14 protein-coding genes, 1 pseudogene and 1 riboswitch are annotated in these 14,635 nt (G+C 40.1%); of the genes and pseudogenes, 8 read left to right on the forward strand and 7 right to left on the reverse strand.

Translation table 11 applies throughout. The annotated features are described in order from the left end of the window. The first annotated feature begins 243 nt into the window (after positions 1-243). A riboswitch (purine riboswitch) is annotated at positions 244-345 on the forward strand. A 90-nt stretch (positions 346-435) separates the two neighbouring features. Then, a complete protein-coding gene (locus HRT96_RS04645; protein ID WP_293152914.1) occupies positions 436-1,761 on the forward strand; it encodes an NCS2 family permease in 1,326 nt (441 codons plus the stop codon). Between the two features lie 15 nt (positions 1,762-1,776). Further along, positions 1,777-2,340, forward strand: coding sequence for a xanthine phosphoribosyltransferase (locus HRT96_RS04650; protein WP_006031355.1), 564 nt, complete (start codon positions 1,777-1,779; stop codon positions 2,338-2,340). A 113-nt stretch (positions 2,341-2,453) separates the two neighbouring features. Here HRT96_RS04650 and HRT96_RS04655 read toward each other — a convergent pair whose 3' ends face one another. Further along, positions 2,454-2,918 (reverse strand): Lrp/AsnC family transcriptional regulator, encoded by a 465-nt coding sequence (locus HRT96_RS04655; protein ID WP_293131797.1) that lies wholly within the window; start codon positions 2,916-2,918, stop codon positions 2,454-2,456. Positions 2,919-3,009: 91 nt separating this feature from the next. Here HRT96_RS04655 and HRT96_RS04660 point away from each other — a divergent pair, with 91 nt between their 5' ends. Then, on the forward strand, positions 3,010-3,600 hold the full coding sequence (locus HRT96_RS04660) for a LysE family translocator (RefSeq protein WP_293152917.1): 591 nt from the start codon (positions 3,010-3,012) through the stop codon (positions 3,598-3,600). A gap of 118 nt (positions 3,601-3,718) precedes the next feature. Here the strand turns inward: HRT96_RS04660 and HRT96_RS04665 are convergent, their stop codons facing one another. The 5 genes from HRT96_RS04665 to HRT96_RS04685 form a co-directional block, all read right to left on the reverse strand. Further along, positions 3,719-4,003 (reverse strand): hypothetical protein, encoded by a 285-nt coding sequence (locus HRT96_RS04665; protein ID WP_293131803.1) that lies wholly within the window; start codon positions 4,001-4,003, stop codon positions 3,719-3,721. A 63-nt stretch (positions 4,004-4,066) separates the two neighbouring features. Beyond that, positions 4,067-5,593, reverse strand: coding sequence for a YdiU family protein (locus HRT96_RS04670; RefSeq protein WP_293152920.1), 1,527 nt, complete (start codon positions 5,591-5,593; stop codon positions 4,067-4,069). A gap of 3 nt (positions 5,594-5,596) precedes the next feature. Beyond that, entirely contained in the window at positions 5,597-6,046 is a 450-nt protein-coding gene (msrB, locus tag HRT96_RS04675; protein WP_293152923.1) for a peptide-methionine (R)-S-oxide reductase MsrB, read from the reverse strand. Between the two features lie 19 nt (positions 6,047-6,065). Beyond that, positions 6,066-7,961, reverse strand: a complete 1,896-nt coding sequence (locus tag HRT96_RS04680) for an ABC transporter ATP-binding protein (RefSeq protein WP_293152926.1) — start codon at positions 7,959-7,961, stop codon at positions 6,066-6,068. Positions 7,962-8,019: 58 nt separating this feature from the next. After that, positions 8,020-8,598 carry a VOC family protein gene (locus HRT96_RS04685; RefSeq protein WP_293152929.1) on the reverse strand — a complete coding sequence of 193 codons (579 nt, stop codon included), beginning with the start codon at positions 8,596-8,598 and terminating at the stop codon, positions 8,020-8,022. Positions 8,599-8,811: 213 nt separating this feature from the next. Between HRT96_RS04685 and HRT96_RS04690 the strand changes: the two genes are divergently transcribed. Together HRT96_RS04690 and HRT96_RS04695 are read left to right on the forward strand one after the other, a co-directional pair. Continuing rightward, the gene (locus tag HRT96_RS04690; protein ID WP_293138499.1) at positions 8,812-9,114 is read left to right on the forward strand and encodes a DUF496 family protein; all 303 of its coding nucleotides are present in this window, start codon (positions 8,812-8,814) and stop codon (positions 9,112-9,114) included. Between the two features lie 270 nt (positions 9,115-9,384). After that, positions 9,385-9,615, forward strand: a pseudogene (locus HRT96_RS04695) (MFS transporter); the annotation flags it as partial. 226 nt (positions 9,616-9,841) lie between these two features. On the opposite strand, the gene pepE reads toward HRT96_RS04695, so the two are convergent. Then, positions 9,842-10,573: a dipeptidase PepE gene (pepE, locus tag HRT96_RS04700; RefSeq protein WP_293152932.1), complete on the reverse strand. Its 732-nt coding sequence runs from the start codon at positions 10,571-10,573 to the stop codon at positions 9,842-9,844. Between the two features lie 204 nt (positions 10,574-10,777). Between pepE and HRT96_RS04705 the strand changes: the two genes are divergently transcribed. The 3 genes from HRT96_RS04705 to uhpT all read left to right on the forward strand — a co-directional run bounded on the left by HRT96_RS04705 (position 10,778) and on the right by uhpT (position 14,468). Then, entirely contained in the window at positions 10,778-11,389 is a 612-nt protein-coding gene (locus tag HRT96_RS04705; protein WP_293152935.1) for a hypothetical protein, read from the forward strand. A gap of 154 nt (positions 11,390-11,543) precedes the next feature. After that, positions 11,544-12,737, forward strand: a complete 1,194-nt coding sequence (manA, locus tag HRT96_RS04710) for a mannose-6-phosphate isomerase, class I (protein ID WP_293152938.1) — start codon at positions 11,544-11,546, stop codon at positions 12,735-12,737. A gap of 327 nt (positions 12,738-13,064) precedes the next feature. Continuing rightward, on the forward strand, positions 13,065-14,468 hold the full coding sequence (gene uhpT, locus HRT96_RS04715) for a hexose-6-phosphate:phosphate antiporter (protein ID WP_293152941.1): 1,404 nt from the start codon (positions 13,065-13,067) through the stop codon (positions 14,466-14,468). Positions 14,469-14,635 lie beyond the last annotated feature (167 nt).

The following is a 14,635-nucleotide window of genomic DNA, read 5'->3' on the forward strand; positions in this document are numbered from 1 at the left end:
TAACGACATTTTCACTCAAAAACACAGTCATAAAGTATAATTTATACCTGTTTAAATATTGACCACCAAGTCAATTAATTTAATTTATTTTAATATTACCCCATTATCTACCTAATTATCCTCAACGCCCTATAAGTAGTAGTTCCCCATAGCAATACCAGCTATTTTCCGCCTAGATATCTCTCTGTTTTGAATGTTCAGCCAACATAAAAAAATTGACAACCGCGTCAACATCTTTAAGATGCCCCGCAAGCAATGTGACGTTGTATAATTTTGGCAATATGGGCCTTAAGTCTCTACTCTGAAACCGTAAATTTCAGACCTACAATGAAGCAGGATAACTGTACCTTTTTTCTGGTATGGTTCCCCTACCCAAGTTTATACTTCGGAATATTGTCATTTTAAATCAACCAACTTAATAGTAATGGGTGTTTAATGGACAAGTACTTCCTCCTGTCTGCGCGTGGCGCAACTGTAAAAAATGAAATCTATGCGGGTTTAATTACCTTTTTAGCGATGAGTTATATCTTAGCAGTGAATCCGGCAATTTTAGGCAGCATCGAAGGGATAGACAAAGGCTCGGTCTTTACTGCAACAGCACTGTCTGCAGCAATCGCCACATTCATTATGGGTGCGTTTGCTAAATACCCAATTATGTTAGCACCGGGCATGTCGATGAACGGCTTCTTTAAAGCTATCTTACTCGGTGGCGGTATCTCGTTACTTTGGCATGAAGCACTGTTTGCTATTTTCCTTTCTGGTTGTCTGTATTTAATCTTAAGCTTAACCCCGGCTCGTAAGGTGATGATTGATGCGATCCCTGAAGATTTAAAACTCGGTATTGCAGTTGGTCTGGGCTTATTTGTATCTTTTCTGGGGTTACGTAACGCCGGTATCATTGTAAGTAACCCTTTCACCTTAGTAAGCATGGGTGATGTCAGCGACCCCAAAGTATTTATCGCCCTGTTCAGCATCTTTATTGCGATAGGCTGTTTAGTCCGAGACATAAAACTCGCGACTGTTATTTCATTCATCTCGTCTATTATTTTAAGTTTATTAAGCGATCACTTCTTGGGTAGTCACTTAATTACCTTACCAACTGAAGTATTTTCTATGCCGCCCAGTTTAGCGCCCACATTCGGTGCTATCTTTGACTTGTCGCAACTGACAATGCCAAAAATGACTGATTTGATTTTCTTGGTTATTATTTTTTTCATTGTTGATTTCTTCGATGGTCTAAGCACGATTGTGGGTGTCGGCCGTGATGCAGGCATTATCGGTAAAGACGGTAAAGTACCAAACGCAAAATCGGCATTAGTGGCTGACTCCGGTGGTACCATCATAGGTACTATATTAGGCACAACGTCCATTACTGCTTATTCAGAATCGGCAGTGGCATCATCAATGGGGGCTAAAACAGGTATCAGCGCCATTACGGTGGCCGTGATGTTCCTAGTATCTATGTTCTTGTTCCCTGTATTCTCAATATTTACCTCGGCGATTGTGGCGCCGGCACTGGTTGTTATTGGTATTTATATGATTAAGAACTTGGCAAATGTTAGCTGGGATAAGAAAGAATCAGCCATTCCGGTATTCTTTATTATGGTATTTAGCTTGTTAACCTTCTCGCCTGCAAACGGCATGGCAATGGGTTTCATCAGTTACTGTTTCGTCATGTTAGTACAAGGTGACGGCAAAAAAGTTCATCCGATTATTTACTCACTCGCACTACTATTTGTTGTTTATTTAGCAATTTCATAATTTAGGGACTGACACATGAATTTATTAGAAAAAGCGATTTTAGAGCACGGAAAATCAGTGAACAACGTAGCCTTAGACGCAAGTAGCTTTTTAACAAAGCAAATTGATATTCAAATTTTAGACTGGTGTGCATCGCAACTAGCGATCCACTTTCAAGATGCTAAAATCGACCGTATCCTCACCATTGAAAGCGGCGGGATTGCTATCTCAACCTTGGTGGCATTAAAATTAAATGTGCCATTAGTGGTGATGAAGAAAAAACGCAGCATGTTAGACCCAGAAAATGTACTAACCACTAATGTGTTCAGCTTTACCAAAAATAGCTCATACGAGTTGAACTGTAATGTTGAACACATTAATGACAATGATCGCATCTTGTTTGTTGATGATGTATTAGCACACGGTAATGCAGTTGAAGGTACACTGGCAATCCTTGAACAAACTAACGCTGAATTAGTGGGTGTGGGTATCTTGTTTGAAAAATCGTTCCAAAGTGGCGCGGCAATGTTAGCAGAAAAAGGTATTGATACCTTGTCACTGGCACGTATCAGTTCATTAGAAAACGGCATTCATTTTTAATAAAATGATTGTTAGCTAAGTAAAGTTAATCGAAAGGGGAGAAACTATCACTGTTTCGCCCCTTTTTAGTTACTAATACTTAATCTTTTTCATTACTCGATAATCAATAAACATTACGCCCGATCGTCTTTCGGAGAGTCCATCACCACATGCGTGGTAATGATGCGGATTTGGGGTATCGCCCCTAATTTATTGGAGTGAAAAACTTTATAAGCTTTTAAATTCTTGGTTTCGACACGTAATAGATATTCAGAGGAGCCGGTAATGTTGTGGCACTCTTTCACTTCTTCCGCCAGTGTGATCTCTTGCTCGAAATGTTGCTGTGCCGCCATGGTGTGTTCACTTAGCCCCACTTCCACATAAGCGATAAAACCATTTCCCATCAGTTCACTATCTAGAATAGCGCGGTAGCCTTTGATCACCCCACTGGATTCTAATTCCTGCACTCGACGTAAACACGTTGACGGCGATAAATTTATTTTTTCAGCCAGCTCAGCATTAGAGATCCGCCCGTTAATTTGAAGCTCTTGTAAGATCCTGTCATTAAAAGCATCCTTTTTGATGATTTGTTGTTTCATAAGTCCTTTTCACTGATCATTTTTAACGATAATCCCACTATAACTGAATTATCATTTAATTAACTAGGGATTACTTAAAGAGATTGATTTTATGAGCGTCGAAATACTAACCGCATTTATGGCTTTTGCATTTGTCACCTCAGTCACTCCAGGACCAAACAACTTGATGTTAATGAACTCAGGCGCTAGTTTTGGTATTAGAAAAACCGTGCCACATGTATTGGGGATCGTTGTAGGATTTATATTTATGCTGCTGTTAGTGGGGCTCGGTATTATGCAAATTTTCCAGCGTTTTCCTGTCAGTTATGACATATTAAAAATACTGAGTATTGCTTATTTACTGTATCTAGCCTTTAAGATCGCCACCTCTAATACCACACTGGAACACAATGCCACCAAGACCAAGCCATTTAGCTTTATACAAGCTGCAATGTTCCAATGGATAAATCCAAAGGCATGGACAATGGCGCTGACTGCGTTGAGCATTTATGCCACGTCTAGCGACTTAAATACGGTATTATTTGTCACGCTAATATTCGCGGTTATTAATCTACCGGCCATCAGCCTATGGGTGCTTTTAGGACAAAAAATGCAGCGTTTTTTAACCAGCCGTAAACGCTTAAAAGCCTTTAATATAACGATGGCAATGCTACTGGTGATGTCACTCTATCCGGTGATTTAGAATGGGTTTAATACTTACTAAACGATGCAACACAACCCCGAGTAACTGGGTTGTATTGCACTAAAATTAAGATGATCAGCTCGAAAGCCGCTTGCATCCTCACTCAGGGTAATGCCCTTTACTTAATGAGCGATACACCTTCAACTACAGCCACAGTACTCGCATCAGTACGTTCGATAGTTTTAACCAGTACCGATTGGATCGTTTCATCTTCGCGTGCGTCAGTTTTACTTGCAAACTTTTGCGCTTGTGGCGCTGCGCCTTCTTCTGACGTAAATGTCACCACAACTTCTGTTGCGATGTCAGCTGTTGCACCAAAGTACTCGAATGATACAACTGGGTAGCCTTTGAAGCCTCTTTTGGCTAGCTTTTCAATGCGTTTTTTTGCTTTATCTACATTCATTTATCTGAATCCTTGTGGTAACTAAACCTGAAAAAATATAATACGTAAACAATAAGGGGATAGCTATGACGAACAGCTCAGTACCATCTTGCGTCCCCACTCTGGCGGTAATGCAGCGAGCTTTTCAAACTCAGGGTGTTCGGCAAATGGATTGGTTAATACTTCAAGTAACTCATTCACCAGGCTATAGTCATAGTCTGTTGCTTGCGTAATAGCTTGCTGCGCTAAGTAATTGCGTAAAATATACTTAGGGTTAACTTGATTCATATGTACTTTACGTACCTCATCTACGCTCGATTCTAAGACCAAACGTTGCTGATATTTAACCGCCCAGGCATCAAATGCCTCACGGTCGATAAACTGATCGCGTATCGGACTATTATCAGCATCCTCTGCGCTATCAAAATCACTTAATGAACGGAAGAAATAGGTATAGTCCACCGCGCTACCTGCCAATATTTCCAGCAAGTTTTTAATCAATTCACCATCCGTATCGTGCACTTGCTGTAAACCGAGTTTACCACGCATCAACTCACGCAATTTAGCTAAGAAGATATCATCATAAGTTTGCAGCACTGCATTTAACGGTTCGACATCCATGAACGGCGTCAACGCACGACCTAACGCCATTACGTTCCAGTAACCCACTTGCGGCTGCTGATTAAAGGCATAACGACCCGAATAATCGGTGTGGTTACAAACATAAGCCGGATCGAAGTTATCCTGAAATGCAAACGGGCCATAATCAAAGGTTTGCCCTAAGATCGACATGTTATCGGTATTCATTACCCCGTGAACAAAACCAACCGCTTGCCAATGTGCCATTAACTCCGCGGTAGTGATCATCACTTGCTTATAAAACGCCAAATAAGGTACTTCTGCGGTTAAGGCATCGGGGAAATGTTTGGTCAGGGTATAATCCAGCATCCGCTTTAAATCGTCTAACTGCTGGGTATAATAAAAGTGTTCGAAGTGACCAAAACGCACATGCGATTCAGCAACACGTACCACCATAGCCGCTTGTTCAACCTGTTCACGCATCACCGCATCGCTACCAACAACCACACTTAATGCTTGTGTTGTTGGAATACCTAAGCCTTGCATTGCCGCACTGCATAAATACTCACGAATGCTTGAACGTAATACCGCGCGACCATCACCTTGACGGCTATAAGGCGTTTTGCCTGCACCTTTTAAATGCAGATCCCAGGTCGTGTTCTTGCTACGATCACCACTAGCATCATTGCCTTTAACTTGTGCTAACAACAAACCACGACCGTCACCGAGATCTGGGTTGTAGTGACCAAACTGATGACCGGTATACTTCATTGCTAGAGGTTCAAAACCGCTTGGCAGATAGTTACCTGAGCATAGTTGTAATAACGCATCGCTATCAGCGACAGCATCGTCTAAACCTAACAAGGCTAATACTTGCGGGTTTAGGCTGACCATTTTCGGGTCGCTGATCCCATCAGGCATTTGCTTGTTATAAAAATGCGCGGGTAACGTCGCATAGTGATTATCACACTTAAGTGAATCGATACCTGCTAGTTTATTATGACTAGAGTCTGGTTTATTAATGATGCTCACGAATTATCTCTTTTGTCCTTGGCTAAAGCCCATCGATATCGAGTTGATACAAAAACGTTGACCCGTCTCTGTTGGTCCATCCGGGAACACATGGCCTAAATGCGAGTCACAATTACTGCACGTCACTTCAATACGTTGCATGGCTAAACTGTTATCTTCGGTATACACCACCGCGCCTGATTTGATCTCTTTATCAAAGCTCGGCCAACCGCAACCGGAATTAAACTTGCTGTCGCTGGTAAATAATTCATGACCACAGCATTTACAGTGATATACGCCCACTGTCTCATTGTTTAATAGCGACCCCGTATAAGGATGCTCTGTGCCTTTTTTACGGCACACGTGAAACTCTTCATCGGTTAACTCGGCTTGCCACTCGGCGTCTGTTTTCGTCACCGAAATAGTGCTTTTACCTATGTTCTTCATATCAGTGTTCTTTATCTCTTTATTCATAGTTTTGTTATCCTCACGGTTAATGAGTAGATTGTAAGCGCCCGTACAATGTTTGATAAAGCCCTTCAACCTGTAATAATTCATGATGTTGTCCTGACTGGCTAATTTCACCATCGTCGAGCACATAGATCAAGTCAGCTTGTTTGATTGCACTGAGTCTATGGGCAATAATTAATGTCGTTCTGTCTTCTAAAAATTCACTCAGATTATGGTGTAACCGACTTTCGGTTTCGGTATCTAACGCCGATGTGGCTTCATCAAATACCACCATTTGTGGTTTACTTAATACCATTCTCGCAATGGCTAAACGCTGGCGTTGACCACCAGAAAGACGCACACCATTACGTCCGACTAAGGTGTCTAGTCCATGGCCCAGTTGTTTAATTGTTTCTGCCATTTCGGCTACTTGCAGCGCTTGCCATAATTCATCATCGGTAAAGCTATTACCCATAGATAAATTTTCACGGATCGAAGTATTAAACAAAATAGGTTGCTGTAAGACCGTGGCAATATTTTCACGTACTTTATCATAACCAATCTGGTTTAGCGGCACATCGTTAATTAAGATCTCGCCTTGCTGTTTCTCATATAAACCCAATAACAATTGCACCAAGGTCGATTTACCACCGCCACTTACCGCAACAATCGCGACTTTTTTACCTTTCGGGATCACTAAGTTGACATTACGAATGACTTTGTTTTCGCTATTATAAGCAAAACACACATCTTTGAATTCAACCGCAACGCCTTCTTGATCTGCAAACGGATCAACCAAACACGGATGTTGTGGCTCTTGGGTTAATTCGAACACACCGTTTAATCTTTTCAATGCCGCCGAGGCTGCGAAGTAGGTATATTGAATACTTAATAATTCTTGTACCGGTCCCATCATAAACCACAGGTAACCAAATACTGCGAAGATCTGACCGATAGTGAGATCCGCAAATACCACCATCAACATGGCAATGGCACGGAACACTTCAAAACCAATTAAAAAGATAGTGAAACTTAAACGGTTAACGGCATCGGTTTTCCATTGTGATTGGATCGCGCTATCACGTAACTCACTCGCGGCTTCGATCACACGACTGAAGTATTGCTTTTCACGTTGCGCGGTACGTAACTGTTGGATCGCATCTAAAGTATCAATCAAGGCTTCTTGAAATGCTTCAAAGGCGGCATTTTCACGAGTTTTTAAGTTTTTAATCCGCTTACCAAACGAACGAGAAAAATAGATAACCGCCGGATTCAGCAATAAGATAATCAAACCTAACTGCCAATCAATCCATAACAAGATCGCTGCCGTACCGATAATAGTGAGCATACTAACCAGGAATTTTGACAAGGTTTCTGCTAAGAACTTATCGATGGTTTCAACATCGGTAATACAGCGAGAACTGATCCCGCCCGAGCCCTGCGTTTCATATTCAGTTAATGATACCAAGGGTAAATGCAGCATTAATTTATTACGAATGTAAAAGCTTAAGTTCTTACCTATGATGGTAAATTGTCTTGCTTGCCATACCGACAAAACTAAACTCGATAAACGTAACAACACTACGAAGCCAAGGATCGCCAAAATATACAGTTGCGGTCCCCAACATGATTCAGGGAACATGTTTTGCATTGCCTGCACTGCAGCACCCGGCTTTTCGAGCAACACTTCATCCACCAACAAAGGCATCATCAGCGGAATAGGCACACTGACTAAGGTGGCAAATACAGCAATAATATGCGCGGTGATTAATGGTTTCTTTTGGCGTAATACCCGCTCACGAATTAACGCCCAGCTGATAAGATTGCCTTGCTTTGTTTGCAGAGCGGGTTGGTCAGCGGTTTGTTGAGACGTTTGCGCTGATGTTTGCTTATGGTCTTGTGAGTCGTCTTGCTGAGATTGAGAAGTTGTTTTTATCATAATGTCTATAAAACCACGCCTACCTTTAGTTGTTACGAATGATTATCAATTGCAGTTATTATGCCGCAGATTCACTCGCAACGACAGCTTTAATACCCGCGCTATGTACCTTGATGCAGATATCACCTTGTTTGAATGCAATCGTCGGATTAGCTAATGTTTCACCTGCTGCTTGTGGCGCAGAGCGTTTAATTTTAATGCTGCTGTCATTGGCTAACACAGTATCAATATCAGGGTTAACCGCATGTAGAGCCTGATCTAATTCAGCCATGCTAGCCGCATTACCCGGCAGCACTAACTCAACATGTTCCCACCCCTGCTGTGGATAATGTTTGCCAGGAAACGGCAGTTCGACACAATCAATCTGCCAGCCGCCTAATATTAACGGCTCATCTAATACTATTATATATATCGGACGACCGTTAATAATACTGTCAGAAATGACTTTCCCACGTTGTTTAAATTCAGCCAGTAATGACTCTGCGGTGGCAATATCATTAACGCGCAATGCAACATGGTCACACCATACTGCCTCATTGTTTGCGTTTGATTGCTTAACTAAACCAAGCTGATGTGTGAATGCTAACATTGCTTTAGAGAATGCCGGCCACTGTTGAGTTAGATCTTGATATTGCATGGTAATTCCTTCAATGAGTTATCAAATAATAATAACACAAGCCGCATTTTTACTGCGTGGTTTATAAAATAACCATTCTTGATTTAGTGCAAAAAATTGAAAGTTGACTCTGATTAGCTCAAAAACACAGAGCTTTTAGGACATTATCCTGCTAAATTAAAGAGGATTTATTTTAATAACGTCTCTCAACTTTTAGACAAAATAGGTGTATATATGAATAATGTTTTTGATGCTGTAAAAAGTGCTCGTCGTAAAAACAAGCTAAAACGCGAAATTCACGATAATGATAAGAAGATCCGCGATAACCAAAAACGTGTCGATCTACTTGATAACCTACTTGATTATCTTTCTCCAGAAATGACTCAAGAAGAGATTGTTGAAATCATTGCTAACATGAAATCTGATTATGAAGATCGTGTTGATGACCACATCATTACCGGTGCAGAACTATCTAAAGAACGTCGTGAAATCAGTAAAAAAATGAAAATAATAACAAAAGCGGTTAGCGAAAAATAAAAAAGAAATCGAACGCTATACACCTACACGATAATCCGCGCCCTAAATAAATCTAATAAGCGGATATCAACATTCAGATGGGCACCAGATACACGAGGTTACTTGCTCGGTCTGGTGTTTTATCTCAATACACACCATCATATCTCTGCTATTACAACACAAAATATTATTCTTAATATAAACCAAATGGTTAACTCGATATTGCAATAGTATTTAAACCACTAACAATGCTAATCTAACTCTCCGTCAATCAATTAGCAGTCGATAAAAATGAACGCACTTTCTAAAACACGATCTAAATTGCCCTCTAAAGAAAGTCCGTTTGTGTTTCTCGCCCTTGCCGGAATAGTCATGGCCATGACCTTTTCCGGCTGGAATGCCCTGTTAAATAACTTTGCCATCGAGAATGCCGCATTTACCGGTGCTAAAATTGGCACACTGCAATCAATACGTGAAATACCGGGATTATTAGCCTTCACGGCTGCCTTTGTATTGTTGGTATTTTACGCAGGCGCAGCGATTGCTGCATTATCGTTAATCTTAAGCCAATTTGTAGCGACTAATCATCTAGAAGATCAATCAAATCATGGCTAAATAAACATTTAATTTGACCAAAACCGTATTCAACCTCTTGCCTAACGATTATATTCAGGCGTTCCTGACCTACGCAAGAACAACCATGGCAGGATTACCGATAATGGGAACCATTAGTCGGCTTTTATATGTTCTAGTACGAGTGATCCATCAAAAAATCGATGTCTTGATCTTCTGTTATGTATTGATGTACATTTCCACTCTTAAATAATTTGAGTGGATTTTTATTTGTCGTTTTATAGCTAAGTGATGAGCCATCTATCTGCAATACACTGCCTTCAGGTATGGCAACTACAATTTCATGAGGATTGACCACCAAAAATTCTAAAATCCGCTCATCTCTTGTCTCTCCCATGTGTCCCTCTAAACTAGCTTCTATATAATGAGGATTTATCTGAAATGGTACGAGATTTAATGATGGCAAGATTGCAGCCGTCACTATTGGCAGATCATTTGTAGTCCTTATCGTTGGAGCCCCAATATTTGATCCTGCGCTCCATCCTATATATAATTTATCTTTCTTTAAGACAGCCTTTCTAATGGGTCCGATTAAACCAAGATCGTGTAATTTTTTATTTAAAACCCAGGTATTTCCGCCGCTGACCAATATACCATCGGCTTCTTCTATGGCTTTAACTGGATCATCTTGATCTTCTATATTTATTACCTCACAACCAAATTGACTAAAACTTTGCTGCACAGCCTGAGTTCTAGTCTTGTGATCCTCCCTTATAACAGCGTAGGGAATAAACACTAATTTCTTCGCCTTTGTCTTAGAGATAACCTCTTTGATCCAGTCGAAGCCGTACTCAAGGATTTGGGTATTACCTGCTAGTTTACCATTGCTAAAAAGCATGATATTCATATATATATCCTCTGTTATAGTTGAACCACACTTTATTCCGCATTCATACCAATCATTTAGCCTTATCGTCCAGTGTGACTTATTTAAAAATAAAAATAGCATTTCATATGTGATAAAACGCACACATAAATATACTCACAAAGTGGTAACGTGGCTATGTTTTTTTATAATGAAATGTAACTAACTACCATTATTGTAGAGTGGTTGGATGTATTCCAGTTTATTAAGATCACTTTCTCAAATCAAAGTGCAGGGCTTGGTTTAAAAATCATGGCCATTGCTGGTTGTGCATTTTATATGCACGAAATAGGTGCTTCAAAATCACTCGTTCGTGTTTTGACTCGTCCGTTAATGCACATCAAACATATGCCGTACCTGTTCATGGCGATATGTTTTTTAGTTGGTGAGTTTCTCTCTATTTTTATTACAAGTGCATCTGGTTTAGGTGTGCTTTTAATGGTCACTCTATATCCATTAATGAGAAGTGTAGGCTTAAGCCCCATTATGATGACCATTGTGATGGTATTGATCATTATGGTTTCTGCGATCTTAATGGGTTCCGGAAATGCAGCATTTTTATCATTCGCAAATCTAGTGCCTGATATAGCTGGGAAAATGGGGATCGCACCAGTAATGATGTTACTACCGATGCAATTTGTAGCGGGCATGAGTCGGAATATCTCTCCTATCACCCCAAATATGGTTGCTATTGCAGGCGTGGCAGATGTTTCGCCATTTGATCTAGCGAAACGAACGGCAGTTCCAATGATGGGGGGTATCATTATCTCTATATTTGTTAGTATTCTTCAATTTTAATCATCACTTTTACGCACGATAGCAAAGAGGCTATCGTGCGTATTTACCAAAAACTAAGAATTTTTCCCAATCAACTTAAGACTCTGTCTGAAGTGAAGTCAGCACGATATGATTAACATATAGGTCTACAGAAACGAAAATTAAGGCCTCTATCATGATCGAAGTTACTCAATCTAATTTTTTTCCGATGAATAATACTATTAAAAATTATGCATGGGGAAGTCTCGACTCAATGCAGGATCTGTTTACTATTTCTAATCCTGAAAAAATACCTCAAGCAGAAATGTGGATGGGCGATCATCCAAATGGCTGTTCTAAAATAACCCATCACTCACACGAAATTTTACTTTCAGATTTTATTGCGTCAGCACCCGCTGCGATACTTGGCCGTCACCAACATTCAAGTAATATGCCTTACCTATTTAAAGTACTTGCGGCGGAAAAAGCATTATCCGTACAGGTTCATCCAAATAAACAGCAAGCTGAAATGGGGTTTTTAAATGAAAATAAATTAGGTATTTTACAGGATGCTTATAATAGAACCTATCATGATGTCAATCATAAACCAGAGCTAGTCTTTGCATTAACACCGTATAAAGTGATGAATGGATTTAGAGATTTAACGTCTATTACCCATGATTTTGAGGCATTAAAAATTTCAAGTTTAGCCTCTGCACTTGCTGATTTTAAAACGGCTTTAACTGACTCCGCGCTAGCCTCATTTTTTACAATCCTATTCATGCTTAGTGAAGCTGAAAAAAAAGAAGCTGTTACCGTATTATTGAATTACGCTCAACAACAAGATACAGATCGACATCAATTAATTACTGAGCTGGCGCAACAATATCCTGGAGATCTAGGTCTTTTTTCCCCCTTATTTTTACATACTGTCATTTTACAACCTGGCGAAGCGATGTTCTTACGTAGTGGCACCCCCCATGCTTATGTATATGGTACCGCATTAGAGATCATGGCAAGTTCAGATAATGTCCTCCGCGCAGGACTCACAGAAAAACATATTGATATTCAAGAGTTAGTGGCCAATATGACATTCACACCATTGAAGTATGACGAGTTACGGCTTAAGCCTAAAAAGGCAAACAATATTACACACTATCCGGTTCCAGTAGCTGATTTTAGCTTCTCAATTTATACGCAACAACAAGCACATACAATAACGGTCAACAGTGCCGAAATCTTGTTTGCCATAGATGCACCGGTATCGATATTCCACGACTCAGGCGAGGTGCTCACCTTCAATAAAGGAGAGTCAATATTTATCCCTGCTTATGTAAAAGAATATAAGATCACAACATTAGGCCGTCTAGCTAGAGCATATACTTCATAATAGATCCCTTCACTAACGCTCATAAATAGCAGGATTTCTTCTTAATAAAGAAATCCCGCACACCTTAAACAACACCCCCAGCAATCTTCCATTGATAGTAATAGTGACGAAATTCACGTTTTCAACACAACGGCAGACAAAGTAGGAATTTTTCCTAATTCAGTTAAGCCAACGTCTCAAGCCAACGTCATACCTACAAGTTAGTATCTCTCATATTCGTTGAACAAAATATTTATACCAATTTCAGTGCCGTTTATTTTATTAAATCCTGCTTAATATGCAGCATTGACTAACCCGCACTGTAGATGAACCTAGTAAGGATCCTATATGCTAAAAATATTAGAACAAGTTAGAAAACCGACACTTGATATACCCGTAGAAGAACGGCGTAAAATGTGGTTTAAGCCATTTCTTCGATCATACTTAGTCGTCTTTATTGGCTATATGGCAATGTACTTAATTCGTAAGAATTACAATATAGCCCAAAATGATATGATTTCAAATTATGGTTTGTCTATGACGGATCTCGGTTTAATTGGCTTAGGTTTTTCAATTTGTTACGGTATTGGTAAAACCGTTGTGTCTTATTATGCCGATGGCAAAAATACCAAGCAGTTTTTACCCTTTATGCTGATCCTATCTGGACTGATGATGATAGGCTTCAGTCTAAGTATGGGTGGTGGTGGCATCAATATCTTTCTAATGATGGCTTTTTACGGTTTGAGTGGTTTCTTCCAAAGTACTGGGGGCCCTTCAAGTTACTCGACCATTACAAAATGGACTCCGCGTAATAAACGAGGAACATACCTCGGTTTATGGAATATGTCACACAATGTTGGTGGTGCAGCCGCAGCAGGTGTTGCTTTATTCGGTTCTAATTATTTCTTTGGCGGCCATGTTATCGGCATGTTCATCTTCCCTGCACTAATCGCAATCGTGCTTGGTTTTATTGGTCTACGTGTCGGTAACGACTCACCTGAAGCTTATGGTCTTGGTTCTGTTGAAGAACTTTTTGATGAAGAAATCAGCCAAGAAGACCTTGACGTAGACGAACAACAACTCAGTAAACGAGATATTTTTGTAAAATATATATTGAAAAATAAAGTAATTTGGCTGCTTTGTTTCGCAAATATTTTTTTATACGTTGTCCGAATCGGTATTGACCAGTGGTCTACAGTTTACGCGTACCAAGTACTTGGCTTTTCAAAAGAGACTGCTATCAGTGGCTTCACGTTGTTTGAAGTTGGAGCGCTTGTCGGTACACTAATGTGGGGTTATCTTTCTGATCTTGCGAACGGTCGACGTGCACTGATTGCATGCATTGCATTGGGATTCATCATTGTCACCCTTGAATTCTACCAATATGCGACCTCTGAATATATGTTCCTTGGTTCATTATTTACGTTAGGATTCTTAGTATTCGGCCCTCAACTCTTAATTGGTGTCGCTGCTGTTGGCTTCGTGCCAAAGAAAGCCATCAGTGTCGCAGATGGGGTTAAAGGTACTTTTGCCTACCTTATCGGTGACAGTTTTGCCAAACTAGGTTTAGGTATGATTGCCGATGGTACCCCAATTTTTGGTTTGACCGGTTGGGCGGGAACCTTTGCAGCACTGAATGCATCAGCTATGATCTGTATTGGGCTACTGTTTTTCGTCGCGATTGCTGAAGAAAAGAAAATTCGTCATGCAAAACGAGCACATAAAAAATCAAAATTAGCCATGACTCTCTAAGCCATAAATATTGTTCTATAAGTATAATGCTGTTCACTTTAAGTGCATGGCATTTCTTTTCATAACAACATAAACCAATTCCTTACGCTTTGTTAACCGAACTATATAAAGATTAACCAACCAGTGCATTTAACTGCCATTTATACCCATAATAGAGATTAACTTGT

The organism is Moritella sp. (genome assembly GCF_013215705.1).
In the GTDB taxonomy this organism is placed as follows: Bacteria; Pseudomonadota; Gammaproteobacteria; order Enterobacterales; family Moritellaceae; genus Moritella.